Source organism: Solibaculum mannosilyticum (assembly GCF_015140235.1).
Lineage (GTDB): Bacteria > Bacillota > Clostridia > Oscillospirales > Acutalibacteraceae > Solibaculum > Solibaculum mannosilyticum.
The window spans coordinates 1165152-1181263 of the sequence record NZ_AP023321.1 but is presented as its reverse complement, the minus strand read 5'-3'; the positions used below and the strand labels follow the sequence as shown (position 1 = coordinate 1181263).

17 protein-coding genes and 2 pseudogenes are annotated in these 16112 nt (G+C 53.3%); 18 read left to right on the top strand and 1 reads right to left on the bottom strand.

Translation table 11 applies throughout. The features are described 5' to 3' along the window. The first annotated feature begins 49 nt into the window (after nt 1-49). The 13 genes and pseudogenes from C12CBH8_RS05545 to C12CBH8_RS05485 all read left to right on the top strand — a co-directional run bounded on the left by C12CBH8_RS05545 (nt 50) and on the right by C12CBH8_RS05485 (nt 11527). Complete coding sequence (locus tag C12CBH8_RS05545) at nt 50-520, top strand: PcfB family protein (RefSeq protein ID WP_021419861.1); 471 nt, start codon at nt 50-52, stop codon at nt 518-520. After that, entirely contained in the window at nt 517-2340 is a 1824-nt protein-coding gene (locus C12CBH8_RS05540; protein ID WP_215533726.1) for a VirD4-like conjugal transfer protein, CD1115 family, read from the top strand. The genes C12CBH8_RS05545 and C12CBH8_RS05540 overlap by 4 nt, the downstream gene beginning before the upstream one ends. A gap of 85 nt (nt 2341-2425) precedes the next feature. Then, nucleotides 2426-2554 (top strand): annotated as a pseudogene (locus C12CBH8_RS05535) (Maff2 family mobile element protein); the annotation flags it as partial. 652 nt (nt 2555-3206) lie between these two features. After that, on the top strand, nt 3207-5126 hold the full coding sequence (gene tet(W), locus C12CBH8_RS05530) for a TetM/TetW/TetO/TetS family tetracycline resistance ribosomal protection protein (protein WP_215533725.1): 1920 nt from the start codon (nt 3207-3209) through the stop codon (nt 5124-5126). A 50-nt stretch (nt 5127-5176) separates the two neighbouring features. Then, nucleotides 5177-5944, top strand: a complete 768-nt coding sequence (locus C12CBH8_RS05525) for a class I SAM-dependent methyltransferase (protein ID WP_002586626.1) — start codon at nt 5177-5179, stop codon at nt 5942-5944. Between the two features lie 171 nt (nt 5945-6115). Next, on the top strand, nt 6116-6538 hold the full coding sequence (locus C12CBH8_RS05520; protein WP_002586616.1) for a sigma-70 RNA polymerase sigma factor region 4 domain-containing protein: 423 nt from the start codon (nt 6116-6118) through the stop codon (nt 6536-6538). Then, the gene (locus C12CBH8_RS05515; protein WP_002586615.1) at nt 6531-6743 is read left to right on the top strand and encodes a helix-turn-helix domain-containing protein; all 213 of its coding nucleotides are present in this window, start codon (nt 6531-6533) and stop codon (nt 6741-6743) included. Before C12CBH8_RS05520 ends, C12CBH8_RS05515 begins: the two co-directional genes overlap by 8 nt. A gap of 497 nt (nt 6744-7240) precedes the next feature. Further along, a complete protein-coding gene (locus C12CBH8_RS05510) occupies nt 7241-7639 on the top strand; it encodes a plasmid mobilization protein (RefSeq protein WP_002596229.1) in 399 nt (132 codons plus the stop codon). Beyond that, complete coding sequence (locus C12CBH8_RS05505; RefSeq protein WP_002596230.1) at nt 7611-9236, top strand: relaxase/mobilization nuclease domain-containing protein; 1626 nt, start codon at nt 7611-7613, stop codon at nt 9234-9236. The genes C12CBH8_RS05510 and C12CBH8_RS05505 overlap by 29 nt, the downstream gene beginning before the upstream one ends. Next, nucleotides 9226-9612 carry a cysteine-rich VLP domain-containing protein gene (locus C12CBH8_RS05500; RefSeq protein WP_002596231.1) on the top strand — a complete coding sequence of 129 codons (387 nt, stop codon included), beginning with the start codon at nt 9226-9228 and terminating at the stop codon, nt 9610-9612. The genes C12CBH8_RS05505 and C12CBH8_RS05500 overlap by 11 nt, the downstream gene beginning before the upstream one ends. A gap of 72 nt (nt 9613-9684) precedes the next feature. Then, complete coding sequence (locus C12CBH8_RS05495) at nt 9685-10479, top strand: replication initiator protein A (protein ID WP_006356266.1); 795 nt, start codon at nt 9685-9687, stop codon at nt 10477-10479. Then, nucleotides 10476-11318 (top strand): ATP-binding protein, encoded by an 843-nt coding sequence (locus C12CBH8_RS05490; protein WP_002596233.1) that lies wholly within the window; start codon nt 10476-10478, stop codon nt 11316-11318. The genes C12CBH8_RS05495 and C12CBH8_RS05490 overlap by 4 nt, the downstream gene beginning before the upstream one ends. Nucleotides 11319-11332: 14 nt before the next feature. Then, nucleotides 11333-11527, top strand: a complete 195-nt coding sequence (locus C12CBH8_RS05485) for a transposon-encoded TnpW family protein (RefSeq protein ID WP_002596234.1) — start codon at nt 11333-11335, stop codon at nt 11525-11527. Nucleotides 11528-11591: 64 nt separating this feature from the next. On the opposite strand, the gene C12CBH8_RS05480 is transcribed toward C12CBH8_RS05485, so the two are convergent. Then, nucleotides 11592-11792: a hypothetical protein gene (locus tag C12CBH8_RS05480; protein ID WP_002596235.1), complete on the bottom strand. Its 201-nt coding sequence runs from the start codon at nt 11790-11792 to the stop codon at nt 11592-11594. A gap of 225 nt (nt 11793-12017) precedes the next feature. Here C12CBH8_RS05480 and C12CBH8_RS05475 point away from each other — a divergent pair, with 225 nt between their 5' ends. From C12CBH8_RS05475 to C12CBH8_RS05455, 5 genes and pseudogenes are all read left to right on the top strand, one after another. Continuing rightward, complete coding sequence (locus C12CBH8_RS05475; protein WP_002596236.1) at nt 12018-13634, top strand: recombinase family protein; 1617 nt, start codon at nt 12018-12020, stop codon at nt 13632-13634. 87 nt (nt 13635-13721) lie between these two features. Next, nucleotides 13722-13817: pseudogene (locus tag C12CBH8_RS12000) on the top strand (Maff2 family mobile element protein); the annotation flags it as partial. A gap of 41 nt (nt 13818-13858) precedes the next feature. Then, nucleotides 13859-14725 carry a VirB6/TrbL-like conjugal transfer protein, CD1112 family gene (locus tag C12CBH8_RS05465; protein WP_087216255.1) on the top strand — a complete coding sequence of 289 codons (867 nt, stop codon included), beginning with the start codon at nt 13859-13861 and terminating at the stop codon, nt 14723-14725. A 42-nt stretch (nt 14726-14767) separates the two neighbouring features. Further along, a complete protein-coding gene (locus tag C12CBH8_RS05460; protein ID WP_215533724.1) occupies nt 14768-15409 on the top strand; it encodes a septation protein SpoVG family protein in 642 nt (213 codons plus the stop codon). 42 nt (nt 15410-15451) lie between these two features. Beyond that, nucleotides 15452-16072 (top strand): DUF7007 domain-containing protein, encoded by a 621-nt coding sequence (locus tag C12CBH8_RS05455; RefSeq protein ID WP_425503803.1) that lies wholly within the window; start codon nt 15452-15454, stop codon nt 16070-16072. The last annotated feature ends 40 nt before the right edge of the window (nt 16073-16112 follow it).

Below are 16112 nucleotides of genomic sequence, written 5' to 3'. Positions count from 1 at the left end.
TGTACGGGGGCCTCCCGTCTACCGGGAGCCCTGACGGAAAGGAGGTTTTATGCAGGAAGAAGTAAACCAAAAAACAGTTGCCCTTTCGATCAAGACGGCAAAGCTGACGGGAAAAGTGCTGGCCGCCGCTCTTGGCAAGGTGGTTCGGGCGCTGCAAAAGCACCACCGGAAGGCGCTGACCCCGCAGGGCCGCCAGAGCGTGAAGAAGCTGATGAACCACTACGGCGGCAAAAACGCCATGCAGTATGTGGGTGCGCCGAAGGATTTTGACCGGATAGCGAAGGAGTTCCATGTGGACTACGCTTTCCATAAAGTGAGCCCCGGCCATTACCTGCTGTTCTTCAAAGCCAATCAGGCGGACGCCATCACGGCGGCCTTCCAGAAATACAGTACAAAGGTGCTGAACAAAGACCAGGACAAGACTTCTATCCTCGGCCAGCTCCGCAAGCTCACGGAGCAGATCAGGACAAAGCCGAAGGAGAAGCAGCGGACCAGAGAGGCGGTGAAGGACGGACGTTGAGTGACAAGATCAGAAAATATGTGCTCCCCAACCTGCCGTACCTCTTTGTGTTCTGGTTTTTCTCCAAAATCGGGACGGCCTACCGTATCGCGCCCGGCGCAGACTTCGGGACAAAGCTCATGGGGATGCTCGACACCTTCCCCAAAGTCTTTGAAACTTACTGGCCGGGACTGGGCGGCATTGACCTGCTGGTGGGCCTCGCCGGTGCGGCTGGGGTGTATCTGCTGATACAGTCCAAAATCAAGCAGGCAAAGAAATTCCGGCGGGATGCGGAGTACGGCACTGCCCGCTGGGGAACAAAGGAGGATATAAAGCCGTTTGTAGACCCCAAATTTCAGAACAATGTCATTCTGACCGGGACGGAGTTTCTTACCATGAACACCCGCCCGAAGATACCCGCCAACGCCCGCAACCTGAACGCCTGCGTCATCGGTTCGTCCGGCTCGGGCAAGACAAGGTTCTGGCTGACCCCGCAGCTCCTTCAAGCCCATTCCTCGTATGTGGTGGTGGACCCGAAGGGCGGCACCCTCGACCAATGCGGGCGGTTCCTGCAACGGGAGAAATATAAGGTGCGGGTGTTCAATAGTATCGACTTCTCCAAATCCATGCACTACAATCCGCTGGCCTACATCAAAACGGAAAGCGACGTGCTGAAATTCGTCACCGCCCTGATCGCCAACACCAAAGGCGACGGCAAGGAGGGCGACGAGTTCTGGACCAAAGCCGAAACCCTTTTATACTGCGCCCTTGTGGCCTACATCGTGTTTGAGGGGCCGGAGGAAGAACGCAACATGAATACGCTGGTGGAAATGATAAACAGCATGGAAGTGCGGGAGGATGACGAAACCTTCAAAAATGCGGTGGACTATATGTTTGACGGGCTGGAGCGCCGGAGTCCCCAGCACTTCGCCGTGAGGCAGTATAAGAAGTACAAGCTGGCAAGCGGCAAGACAGCTAAGAGCATACTGATTAGCTGCGGAGCCAGACTTGCCCCCTTTGACATTCCCCAGCTTCGGGAGATCATGTCCTATGACGAGCTGGAGCTTGACCGGCTGGGGGATGAAAAATCGGCGCTGTTTTTCCTTATCAGCGATACGGACACCACCTATAACTTTCTTGTGGCCCTCGCTTTCTCACAGATGTTCAACCTTCTGTGTGAACGGGCCGACAACACCTACGGCGGACGCCTGCCCCATCATGTACGGGTGCTGTGGGACGAGGCGGCCAACACGGGACAGGTGCCGGGGCTGGAAAAAATCGTTGCCGTTATCCGTTCCCGGAAGATCAGCCTGACGCTCTTTTATCAGGCTATGAGCCAATGCAAGGCGCTGTACAAGGACCATTCCGAAACCATCATGGGAAACATGGACAGTATCGTGTTCCTCGGAGGCCGGGAGGCTTCCACCCTAAAGGATATTTCGGAAAACTGGCTGGGCAAGGCCACTATCTCCATGCAGACCGAGGGCCGCAGCCGGGGCCAGTCCGAAAGTTACAGCCAGAATATGCAACGGCTTGGCCGGGAGCTGATGACCACCAGCGAGATCACCACCATGCCGGGAGACAAGTGTATCTTGCAGCTTCGAGGGCTCCCGCCCTTCTTTTCTCCCAAATACGATTTGAAAAAGCACCCCAACTACAAGTACACAGCCGAGTTTGACAAAAAGAAAAACGCCTTCCACTTGGAAAGCCTGTTTCGCCACCGGCCATTGAGACTAAAGCCGGAGGACGAATACACGGTGTACGAGGTGGACGGCTCCGACACAGACGAAGAAGCTGACCTGTTGAATTTCGACGATCTGGACAGCGACGAGTTTGTGTAACTTCGGGCCATGATGGCCCGAAGCGCCGCCAATGTGGGCGGCTTTTTTTGTACCCATAACCAACAAACAAAATGGAGGAACGTATATGGAATTTTTTAACTCTGCTATCGACATTCTCAAGATTCTGGTCATGGCGCTGGGCGCTGGTCTGGCGGTGTGGGGCGTCATCAACCTGCTGGAAGGTTACGGTTCCGACAACCCCGCGGCAAATGCTCATGTACGGTAAGGAAGCAAGCAACCGAAAACAAGAGATAGACCGCCAGCACTACACTATTCCGAACCAAAGACCAAAAGATAAGCATTGTGGGAAAATCTAAACTTTTGGATTTTCCTACAATGCCAACTACGGCGGAATCCCTCCCACTCCTTATATCTTTCTGTATACATTGAATTTGTATTTAGTAAAATGCAGACAACACCACGGATCGGCTTTTGGTTGGACAATTCCAACCAAACACCACAGCAGACAGCAGAAAACATTCTGAACGCTAGGAAGCCGGTATGATTGTTACATATAAGGGGAAGAAAAATTTCTTTTAGGTACTTGCTTTCCTAAAACTGATGTGATACAATGATTTAATCCAGAAAAGGAGTAAAAAATATGCGGCAAGGTATTCTTAAATAAAACTATAATCAAATAGTGGGAACAAAGGATTATGATAGCTCCTTTTGTAGGGGCTTAGTTTTTTGTACCCAATTTAAGAATACTTTTGCCTTATCAATTTTGACATATCCCCAAAAACAGCAATCACAAACAGGTGTATGCTGTATATGTGTATGTCCGCAACTTATAATCCCCAGTGGTAAAAGTATTTTACTGCTGGGGATTTTTATGCCCTTCGGGGCAGTAAAGGGAGGACAATCACATGAAAATAATCAATATTGGAATTCTTGCCCATGTAGACGCTGGAAAGACGACCTTGACGGAGAGCCTGCTATATGCCAGCGGAGCCATTTCAGAACCGGGGAGCGTCGAAAAAGGGACAACGAGGACGGACACCATGTTTTTGGAGCGGCAGCGTGGGATTACCATTCAAGCGGCAGTCACTTCCTTCCAGTGGCACAGATGTAAAGTCAACATTGTGGATACGCCCGGCCACATGGATTTTTTGGCGGAGGTGTACCGCTCTTTGGCTGTTTTAGATGGGGCCATCTTGGTGATCTCCGCTAAAGATGGCGTGCAGGCCCAGACCCGTATTCTGTTCCATGCCCTGCGGAAAATGAACATTCCCACCGTTATCTTTATCAACAAGATCGACCAGGCTGGCGTTGATTTGCAGAGCGTGGTTCAGTCTGTTCGGGATAAGCTCTCCGCCGATATTATCATCAAGCAGACGGTGTCGCTGTCCCCGGAAATAGTCCTGGAGGAAAATACCGACATAGAAGCATGGGATGCGGTCATCGAAAATAACGATGAATTATTGGAAAAGTATATCGCAGGAGAACCAATCAGCCGGGAAAAACTTGCGCGGGAGGAACAGCAGCGGGTTCAAGACGCCTCCCTGTTCCCAGTCTATCATGGCAGCGCCAAAAATGGCCTTGGCATTCAACCGTTGATGGATGCGGTGACAGGGCTGTTCCAACCGATTGGGGAACAGGGGGGCGCCGCCCTATGCGGCAGCGTTTTCAAGGTTGAGTACACCGATTGCGGCCAGCGGCGTGTCTATCTACGGTTATACAGCGGAACGCTGCGCCTGCGGGATACGGTGGCCCTGGCCGGGAGAGAAAAGCTGAAAATCACAGAGATGCGTATTCCATCCAAAGGGGAAATTGTTCGGACAGACACCGCTTATCAGGGTGAAATTGTTATCCTTCCCAGCGACAGCGTGAGGTTAAACGATGTATTAGGGGACCAAACCCGGCTCCCTCGTAAAAGGTGGCGCGAGGACCCCCTCCCCATGCTGCGGACGACGATTGCGCCGAAAACGGCAGCGCAAAGAGAACGGCTGCTGGACGCTCTTACGCAACTTGCGGATACTGACCCGCTTTTGCGTTGCGAAGTGGATTCCATCACCCATGAGATCATTCTTTCTTTTTTGGGCCGGGTGCAGTTGGAGGTTGTTTCCGCTTTGCTGTCGGAAAAATACAAGCTTGAAACAGTGGTAAAGGAACCCTCCGTCATTTATATGGAGCGGCCGCTCAAAGCAGCCAGCCACACCATCCATATCGAGGTGCCGCCCAACCCGTTTTGGGCATCTATCGGACTGTCTGTTACACCACTCCCGCTTGGCTCCGGCGTACAATACGAGAGCCGGGTTTCGCTGGGATACTTGAACCAGAGTTTTCAAAACGCTGTCAGGGATGGTATCCGTTACGGGCTGGAGCAGGGCTTGTTCGGCTGGAACGTAACGGACTGTAAGATTTGCTTTGAATACGGGCTTTATTACAGTCCAGTCAGCACGCCGGCGGACTTCCGCTCATTGGCCCCGATTGTATTGGAACAGGCATTGAAGGAATCGGGGACGCAGCTGCTGGAACCTTATCTCTCCTTCACCCTCTATGCGCCCCAGGAATACCTTTCCAGGGCTTATCATGATGCACCGAAATACTGTGCCACCATCGAAACGGCCCAGGTAAAAAAGGATGAAGTTGTCTTTACTGGCGAGATTCCCGCCCGCTGTATACAGGCATACCGTACTGATCTGGCCTTTTACACCAACGGGCGGAGCGTATGCCTTACAGAGCTGAAAGGATATCAGGCCGCTGTCGGTCAGCCGGTCATCCAGCCCCGCCGTCCAAACAGCCGCCTGGACAAGGTGCGCCATATGTTTCAGAAGGTAATGTAAAGATACATAATCGTCAAGACGGCAACAATCAGAAGTTATGGAGGGTAACAATGGAATATAGTAAGGAAGATTTAATGGAAGCAAAAAAGCAAATTTGGGGAGTGGGAGAGAACATGGGAACAGAGGAAAGTAAAAAAATCTGGGAGGAGAACGCACAATTTTGGGATAATGCAATGGGTGACGAATCTAATGAATTTCACAGAGAGGTAGTGCGTCCCAAAGTAACGGAACTTCTATCTCCTAATCCTGCGGATTACATTTTGGATATTGCGTGTGGCAATGGAAATTATTCTTCGTATCTTGCACAAAGAGGCGCTTCGGTTGTCGCTTTTGATTACAGCAAAAAAATGATAGAATTGGCTAAAAGACGGCAATCACAATATGCAAAACAAATTGAATTTTGTGTGGCGGATGCGACCGATAGAAAAAGTATATTAGAATTAAAAAGAAATCGAGCCTTTACGAAAGCAGTTTCTAATATGGCAATTATGGATATTACGGATATTGAACCACTTCTTATGGCTGTTTATGAACTGTTGCAGGAAAGCGGAATTTTTGTCTTTGCAACGCAACACCCTTGTTTTGTCACGTTGACTGAAAAATATATGACACCGCACAGTTACTATGATATAGCGATTGAAGGGCAACCGAAAGAGCAGATTTATTATCATCGTTCCATACAAGATATTTTTAACCTTTGTTTTAGAGCTGGATTTGTCATTGATGGATTTTATGAAGAATGTTTTAAAACCAACAAAGAAATTCCTATGGTAATGATAGTAAGGCTTAAGAAGGTAAAACGTGATAGCTTAAAATAAATTCAAGTTTGTCGGGTAAATAGCAAACCCAGCCGAGCCAGTCAACGGTCAAGATGAACGGCGCATATGCGCAGCCGTTGACAGCCCCGCCCGCCTTTGCTGGTAGGCAATCAAGGGGCGACAGCAAGAAGTGCCACCGCCCCGCACTATTATTCAGAAAGGGGAATTTCCATGACCGACCAGATAGCCTATCAAGAATATATCCAGCGCAGGTACAACGCCTTTTGCAAGACTGTTATCCGCTGTGCCGCCTTGGACAAGATTTTGAAGCTTAAACGGCAATGGGAACGGCAAGTTTCCCTTGACTATCTGATGAACGAGAAGTTTGTCCAGTTTGCCGCGTCGGAGCCGGACGAGGAATACCCATTTACCGTCTGCGGTCAGACCGTCCTGCTCTGCAACGCCGCCCTTGCCGACGCGATCTCTGTTTTGCCGGAGCAGACGCGGGAAGAAATCCTGCGCTATTACTTTCTGCGCCAGCCGCAGCGCGTGATCGGCGCGTGTATTGGCCGGTCACGCAGCACAGCGGGGCGGCATATCCAGCTTGCCTTGCAGCGGCTACGCGAAGAAATGGGGGTGAGCCGGTATGAGTAGACTTCTCCCCTATGAAACAATCCTCAAAGCCCGTGAGGGCGACCCAGAAGCCGTGAACGCTGTCCTGCTCCACTACGCCGGATATATCCGCTATTTCTCAAAAGTGAACGGGCAGGTCAACGCCGAGGTGGAGGACTATGTAAAGCAGCGGTTAATTGACTGTCAATTCAAGTTCCGGCTTGACGAACCACCGGACAAGTCATAAAAACTGAATACCAGCCGCCACCGACGCGGCCAGCGAAAGCAGTAAGTCTTGAAAAAGATTTACTGCTTTTTTTGTTGTCCGGCTCCGCTCCCGGCCATTTTGCCCCCTGCCGGTTGTAGTAGTAAGCGAGGAGGGAATTTTTCTGCCCTGGTGTTTGGCATTTGGAGCATTTACCCGTAGTAGAGGGCAAAGAGAAAGGATTTCTCCAACACCGGGTAGAAACCACTGCGTCCGGTGTCATTTTAGCGAAAGCGGGCAGGAATGCCCTTTACAGGATTAGTAGTAGCAGAAAAAGAGAAACAAACTTTTGTGGTTGCAGTTTTCCAAAAAAGTGGCGGACGGAAGTGAGAGAAAGTTTGCAGTCACGGAGAGCAAGTTTCTACCACGGTGCCAAAATCCGCAATTCTGCAGTTTTGCCCCTCGCGGGAAACTTGTTGGGGAGTGCCTTCCCCAAACCCTGCTCATGCGCCCTTACGGGCGAGAAAGGAGGTCACACCATGCGAAAGAAATACAACACGCCCCACCGCAGCCGCGTTGTGAAAACCCGGCTGTCCGAAGATGAGTATGCCGACTTCACAGCGCGGCTTGCGCCCTATGGTATCAGCCAGTCCGAATTTCTCCGGCAGGCGATACGGCGGGCGACCATACGCCCGGTTGTCCATGTGTCGTCGGTCAATGACGAGTTGCTTTCCGCTGTCGGGAAGCTGACAGCCGAGTACGGCAGGATCGGCGGCAACCTCAATCAGATTGCCCGGTATCTGAACGAATACGGCGTACCCTACAACACCCTTTCCGGCGAGGTACGCGCCGCCATATCCGACCTTGCCGTCCTCAAGTATGAAGTCCTCAAGAAAGTAGGTGACGCGGTTGGCAACACTCAAGCATATCAACTCTAAAAACGCCGACTACGGAGCCGCCGAGCAATATCTTCTCTTTGAGCATGACGAGTTTACCATGAAGCCCGTCCTTGATGAAACCGGCAGGCTTATCCCCCGCGAGGACTACCGGCTGTCCACGCTGAACTGCGACGGGGAGGATTTTGCCGTTGCGTGTATGCGGGCCAATCTCCGCTATCAGAAAAACCAGCGGCGGGAAGATGTGAAAAGCCACCACTACATCATCAGCTTTGACCCGCGGGACGGGCCGGACAACGGCCTGACCGTAGACCGGGCGCAGGCGTTGGGGGAACAATTCTGTAAAGAGCATTTTCCCGGCCACCAGGCCCTTGTCTGCACCCACCCGGACGGGCATAACCACAGCGGCAACATTCATGTGCATATCGTCATAAACAGCCTGCGGATTGAGGAAGTGCCGTTCCTGCCCTACATGGACAGGCCGGCCGATACGAAAGTCGGCTGCAAGCACCGATGTACCGACGCTGCCCTGCGCTACTTCAAATCCGAAGTCATGGAGATGTGCCACCGGGAGGGGCTTTATCAAATCGACCTCTTGAACGGCAGCAAGAACCGCGTCACCGACCGGGAGTATTGGGCGCAGAAAAAGGGACAGGCCGCGCTGGACAAGCAGAACGCCCCCATGATTGCCGATAGTATCACGCCCCGGCAGACCAAGTTTGAAACGAACAAGGAGAAGCTGCGGCAGACCCTACGGAAAGCCCTTGCCACCGCCGCCAGCTTTGACGAGTTTTCCTCTCTGTTGCTGCAGGAGGGTGTGACCGTCAAGGAGAGCCGGGGGCGGCTTTCCTACCTCACGCCGGACAGGACAAAGCCAATTACCGCCCGGAAGCTGGGCGACGATTTTGACCGCGCCGCTGTCTTTGCCGTTTTAGAGCAAAACGCCGCCAGAGCAGCCGAAGCGCCAGCCAGATCCCCCGATCCCCCACGCACCATAAAAGACCGCTTGCAGGTTGCCAGAGCCGAGATAGCCGCCCCGAAACAGGACGGAGTGCAGCGGCTTGTGGACATTGAGCAGAAAATGGCCGAGGGCAAAGGCCGGGGCTATGAACGCTGGGCGAAGATACACAATCTGAAGCAGGCCGCCAAAACGCTGTCCGTCTACCAGCAATACGGCTTTACTTCCCCGGAGCAGTTAGAAGCCGCCGTTGACACCGCCTATCAGAAAATGCGCCAGACCAGCGGCGAACTGAAAGCACTGGAAACGAAGCTGCAAGGGAAAAAGAAGTTGCAGCGGCAGGTGTTGGCCTACGCCCAGACCAAGGCCGCCCGCGACGGGCTGCGGGCACAGAAATCCGAGAAAGCCCGCGCCGCATACCGGCAGGCCCATGAGAGCGATTTTATCATAGCCGACGCAGCAGCCCGGTATTTCAAGGCGCATGGCATTACCAAGCTGCCCGCCCGGAAAGCGTTGCAGGCCGAGATCGAGCAGCTTATCTCCGAGAAAGACGGCCTGTATAACACCTATCACGAACAGAAACAGCGGTTCAAGGAGTTGCAGACCGTCAAGCGGAACATCGACCAGATTTTGCGCCGGGACGAGCCGCACCGCAGAAAGGAGCAGAGCCATGAGCGATAACCTGCCCCACATGGACTACCGCCAGCACCGGCGGGCGCGGCGGCTGGTACATGAGTGCTGTAACTACGATGAGGGGAACTGCCTGCTATTGGACGACGGGGAGCCTTGCGTGTGCGTCCAGAGCATTTCCTTTTCCCTCATGTGCCACTGGTTCCGTGTGGCTGTCCTGCCCCTTGACGGGGAGCTGGCCGCAGCCCTCTTGTGCCGGGGAAGCCGGAAACGGTGTGCCGTCTGCGGGGCGGCCTTTGTCCCCAAATCCAACCGGGGAAAATACTGCCCCGACTGCGCCGGGCGCATGAAGAAAATCAAAGCCGCCGAGAGAAAGCGGAAACAAAGGCAGAGATGTCACGCTTTAGAGCCTTTCAAACCCGCATAAATCAAGGCTTTTTTCGTGGGTGTCAAAGGGTACGCGATACATTTATCCTTTTCCCCCGGAAACGGCGTTTTAATGCGTGACAATACGCCAAAATCAACCCGAACACAGGGAGGTGATCCTATCGCTGATTATATCAGGGCAGACACGCGGCTGCCCGCCTATCTGCCGTATCCCCGTTTCCTGCTGAAAATGGAGATTTCACAGACCGCCAAGCTGCTGTATTCGCTGCTGTTAGACCGTTCCACCCTCTCCCAGAAAAACAAGTGGCTGGACGACGAGGGCAGGATTTATATTATCTATCCCATCGCGGAGATAGCAGAAATACTGGATAAAGGCAGCACCACCATCAAGGGGGCGCTTAATGAACTGGACACGGCGGGGCTGTTGGAACGGGAACGGGGCGGCTTCTCCGCACCGAACCGGCTTTATGTCAAAGTACCGCCAGTGCCACAGGTACAGTTTTCAGACCAACTGATGGCCGGAAGTCCGCCCCTCATAGAGCCGGAAAACCGTCCTACTGATGGTCAGAAAACCGACCTTATGATGGTCGGAAAACCGTCCCCTAACCAAACTACTATAAACAACCTTACAGAGAGCCAAACAAAGGGAGTGAGTGGGGGGCCGTCCGCGCCCTATGGCCGATATGGAAATATTTTTCTGTCACAGACCGAATACGACGAGTTGCAGGCAGAGTACCCTGACAGGCTGGAACGGTTCATCGAGGAAATGAGCCGCTACCTTGCCGCCAACGGGAAAAGCTACCAGAACTATGCCGCCGCCCTGCGGATATGGGCGGGGAACGACAAAAAGGAAGCCCCTAAAAAGGGCATACCAGACTACTCATGCAAGGAGGGCGAGAGTTTATGAAGAATGAAATCAACGCGGTTTTGGAGAATATGACGACCACCATCCCGGAGCCGGAGGACTACACCGGCGAGGACGGTTTACTGTACTGCGGCAAGTGCCGCAAGCCGAAAGAAGCCTATTTTGCGCCGGATAAGGCCGCTATCTTCGGGCGCGACCGCCACCCGGCAGAGTGCGACTGCCAGAGAACCGCCCGCGAGGAACGGGAAGCCGCCGAAAAGCGGCGCAGACACCTTGACACCGTGGAAGAACTGAAACGCCGGGGCTTTACCGACCCCACCATGCGGGACTGGACTTTCGAGAACGACAACGGCAGGAACCCGCAGACCGGGCTTGCCCGCCGGTATGTGGAGCATTGGGAAGATATGCGGACAGACAATATCGGCTGCCTGTTCTGGGGCGGCGTAGGCACCGGCAAAAGCTACCTTGCAGGCTGTATCGCAAACGCCCTCATGGAGAAAGAAATCCCCGTCCGCATGACGAACTTTGCTCTTATCCTCAATGACCTTGCCGCCAGCTTTGAGGGGCGCAACGAGTACATTTCCCGCCTTTGTCGTTATCCGCTGCTGATCCTTGACGACTTCGGCATGGAACGCGGGACGGAATACGGGCTGGAACAGGTGTTCAATGTGATTGACAGCCGTTACCGCAGCGGCAAGCCGCTGATCGTCACGACCAACCTTACGCTGGACGACCTGCACAACCCGGAGGACACCGCCCATTCCCGGATTTATGACCGCCTGCTTTCCATGTGCGTCCCGGTACGCTTTACCGGCGACAACTTCCGGCAGGAAACCGCCAAGCGGAAAATGGAGAGCATGAAGAAACTGATTACCGACTGAAAGGAGTATTGCCTATGGCAGATAACAAGCAGCACGACACCCGCACCACCCGCCGCCCTGACTGTGTGACGGAAATCCGCATGGGCAATTCCGTCCTTGTCGTGTCCGGCTATTTCAAGAAAGACACCACAACCACAGCCGCCGACAAAATGGCGCGGGTACTGGAAGCGGAAGCCGCTGCTACACAGGAGCCGACTTATCCGGCGTGAACCGGGGCATGGAAAAGCGGCCATGCCAGGGAGCATGACCGCTGGAACGAAAATCGGAAGTGCTTTAGCAATTCTTAATCTCATTCTCTATAAAATAATTTGCAATTTCAAAGGCTTTTATTCTTCTCTTTGCCAATGTGATTTGTGATTTATAACGCTCGGAATTATCCTTTGATTCAAATGTTTTTACTGTTTCTCTTAGCTTGTGCAGAGTTGAATCAATTTGCCTTTTGGCCGCGGTTAATTCATCTATTGTATACTTCATGTTTTCTCCTTTAACTTCTGATTTTTTTGTTAAATCAGAGTATACCACGGAGTTATGAACTTTTCTACTGCAAATATGGGACGACAACCCATACCATAAAAATCGGAAAATTGAAAAGCTGTAAAGAAGCAAATTTAACGCTTTTGCCGCTGTACAGCCCCCGCCGTTCCGTGGTACAATGAAACCACGGAATAGTGGGGCTGGCTGTCGGAAACGGAGGATTTTATGTTAAGACAAGCCACCCAAAACCTCATTACCGCCCTTTATCCGAGATTGTCCCACGAGGATGAATTGCAAGGCGAGAGTAATTCCATATCGAACCAAAAAAGGATACTCGAAACCTACGCAAAACAGAACGGCTTTACCAATCTGCGCTGGTACACCGACGACGGTTTTTCCGGCGCGAACTTCCAGCGGCCCGGATTTCAAGCCATGCTTGCGGACATTGAAGCCGGGAAAGTGGGTACGGTCATCGTCAAGGACATGAGCCGGTTAGGGCGAAACTACTTGCAGGTAGGGTTTTACACGGAAATGCTGTTCCCTCAAAAGGGTGTGCGTTTTATCGCTGTCAACGATAATGTGGACAGTGCCAGCGAGGGCATGGACAACGATTTTACCCCGCTGCGAAATCTGTTCAATGAATGGCTGGTGAGAGATACGAGCAAGAAAATCAAGGCAGTGAAAAAGTCAAAAGGCATGAGCGGCAAGCCTGTTACCAGCAAGCCGGTTTACGGCTATGTGATGGACGAGGACGAGAATTTTATTATAGACGAGGAAGCCGCCCCGGTGGTGCAGCAGATTTACCAGCTTTGCCTTGCCGGGAACGGCCCGACCAAGATTGCCCGTATGCTGACGGAGCAGCAAATCCCCACGCCGGGGACGCTGGAATATCAGCGGACAGGCAGCACCCGCCGTTATCACCCAGGCTATGAGTGCAAATGGGCGACCAACACCGTCGTTCATATCCTCGAAAACCGAGAGTACACCGGATGTCTGGTGAACTTCAAAACGGAAAAGCCTTCTTATAAGGTCAAGCACAGCATAGAGAACCCCGTCGAGAAGCAGGCCATTTTCGAGAACCACCATGAGCCGATCATCGACAAGGAAACATGGGAACGGGTGCAGGAGTTACGCAAACAGCGCAAACGCCCGAACCGCTACGATGAAGTGGGGCTGTTCTCCGGGATTTTGTTCTGCGCCGACTGCGGCCATGTGCTGTATCAGCAGCGGTATCAGAACAAAGACCGCAAACAGGACTGCTACATCTGCGGCAGCTACAAGAAGCGCACCCGCAACTGTACGGCGCACTTTATCCGCACCGATCTGTTGACCGCTGGTGTCCTGGCAAATCTCCGGCAAGTGACCGAATACGCAGCCAAGCATGAGAGCCGGTTTGTGAAACTACTTGTCCAGCAGAACGAGATCGGCGGCAAGCGAAAGACCGCCGCAGCCATCAAGCAGCTTGAACAGGCGCAGGAACGCATTTCTGAAATCAGCCGCATTATCAAGCGGCTGTATGAGGACAATGTAAACGGCAAAATCAGCGATGAGCGTTTCATGGAACTGTCGGCTGACTACGAAGCCGAGCAAGCGGAGCTGAAAAAGAGAGCCGCCGCCCTGCAAGCCGAACTGGACAAGTCACAGGCAGCTACCGTCAACGCCGAGAAATTTATGGGCATTGTCCGCAAGCACCTTGCCTTTGAAGAACTGACCCCCACTCTCTTGCGGGAAATGATCGAGAAAATTGTGGTGCATGAGTGCAGCTATGATGAGAACGGCACCCGCAGGCAGGACATTGAGATTTATTACAGCTTTGTCGGCAAGATTGACTTGCCCGAATAACCGCCCGACCTATCCGACACAATGGCCAAGTGTCGGATAGGAACGGCAAAATTTTTTGCACTTCTATTGCTTCTTTATCACACATAAGCAAAGAGCCAGGGCATTAAGCAGCTCATGGCGGGCGGCGGTGTCGTCCTGATCGGTATGCAGCTTATCCCTCTGCTGTCCGGCCTGTTCAGCTAACCCTTACCCGTTGTCCCTTTTTCCAGAAAAGGAGCTGATGTATGGACTTTATCATCGACGCAATCGTTGAATGGCTCAAAGGTTTGCTTGTCGATGGTATCATGGGAAATCTGGATGGCCTTTTCAATAACGTCAATCAGAGCGTTGGCGAGATCGCCACACAGGTAGGCACGACCCCGGCGGACTGGAACGCCGGGGTCTTTTCCATGATACGGCAAATCTCTGAAACCGCCATCCTGCCAATCGCCGGGGTCATCCTCACTTTTGTAATGACCTATGAGCTGATACAAATGCTCATTGACCGCAACAATCTCCATGACGTTGACACATGGATGTTTTTCAAGTGGGTGTTCAAAACCTTTGTGGCGGTAATGATCCTGACGAATACCTTCAATATCGTGCTGGCCGTCTTTGACGTGAGCCAGCACGTCATCCAGCAATCGGCGGGCATTATCCAGAACGGGACAGAGATCACAACGGATGTAATGGACAGTCTGCGGACCGAGCTGGAGGCAATGGAGTTAGGCCCCCTGTTTGGCCTCTGGCTCCAGTCATTCCTGATTCAGCTTACCATGATTGCCTTAAACATCGTGATCTTCGTTATCGTATATGGCCGTATGATTGAAATTTACTTACTCACAAGTTTGGCACCCATCCCATTTGCCACCGTCCCCAACCGGGAAACCGGACACATGGGGCAGAACTATTTCCGCTCCCTCTTTGCGGTGGGCTTTCAAGGCTTGCTCATTTTGGTCTGTGTCGCCATCTACGCGGTGCTTATCCAGAGTATCGCCACCGACGGCGACCCCATCGGGGCGATCTGGGGCTGTGTGGGCTATACGGTGCTGCTGTGTTTTACCCTGTTCAAAACGGGCAGCCTTGCAAAATCCATCTTCGGCTGCCATTAAGAGACTTCGAGCCATGCTGACCCGAAGCGGAAAGGAGGCGGTATGCCCCGGCGTTACAAACAGGGCGCGGACGGACAGCCGCACCCGGCTTTCTACGGAAAGCTCCCCGAGGAATTTTCTAAAACAGACACCATGCGCTTCATGGTGGAAACCGCTCTGAAACTGTCCGGGTGCGTATCGGCGGACACGCTGGCGGCACTCCGGGCGGAAGGCTATGACTACAAGGAGGGGAACCTCGTTCCCGCCGGAAAGGAGGAAACCATGCAGGAAAAGGTTGCGGACGCCACCCCCGCCGCACCGTTGAAGTTGGATGTAAGCGTGCGGGTCATCGAACCCGTGAAAAACTTGATGGGCTTTGCCAGCGTGAAATTCAACGACTGCTTTGTAGTGGAAAATCTGAAAATCGTGCAGGGCAGCAAGGGCCTTTTCGTGGGGATGCCCAGCCAGCCGGACGGCAAGGGCGGCTACCGGGATATGGCCTATCCTGTCACGAAGGAGTTCCGGGAACAGCTCAATACCGCTGTTCTGCAAGCCTATGAAGTAAAGCTGGAACAGATGGCGGAGCGCGGCTCTGCCGGGCGTGCGTCCATCAGTGAACAGCTCAAGGCCGGGAAAGCGGCTGCCGAACAGGCAAAAGCGGAACGGCCCCCGAAGGAAAAGCCCAGCCGTGGTGCGGAGCGTTGACCTCGGGCCATGCTGGCCCGAAGCGGAAAGGAGGCGAAACCCATGCCACGCAAACGAACGGGCTATAACGCGGCCTGCTACTATGACGGCAAGCTGCTGGGCCGCTGTACCAAAGCGGACAGCGACGCCTATACCCTGTTGATGAACGCCTGCGGCGGGGACGCCGCCCGTGTCCTGCGGGAATACGCCTACTTTTCCCCGGAGCTGAAGGCCATCTTGGAAAAGGCGGCGCTCATGCAGGCGGACCGGAGCAGGACAGGCGGGATGTTCCATGCGCCCCGGAGTTCCCCGTGGGGAGAGGTGCAGAGCTGTGAAGTTCTCTGTCCGGGCGTGTTTTTGGTATCCACCGCCAGCCACGGCGGAACGATGGTTGCAAACGAGGTGGCCGCCGTCCTCTCTCCGGCGGCGAAAAAATGCGGTTTCAAGGACAAGGGCTATATCTGCTATGAGGAGGACGCACAGGAAAGTGTAGTGCTCCGGGAGTTGCTGGACAAAAAGCTCTGGAAGATCCCCGACCGTATCAAGGACAAAGAGCGGTTTGAAGAAAACCTCAATCAGTCCATCCGGCAATACAATCCCGAATACTGGCGGGCAAGGCAGAGCGGACGGGAGGCCGCCGAAGCCGCCCGCAGCACAGCCCCGGCCAAAGAGGCCGCAAGGTAGCTTCGGGTCATGTTGGCCCGAAGCGGCAAAGGAGGTGTAA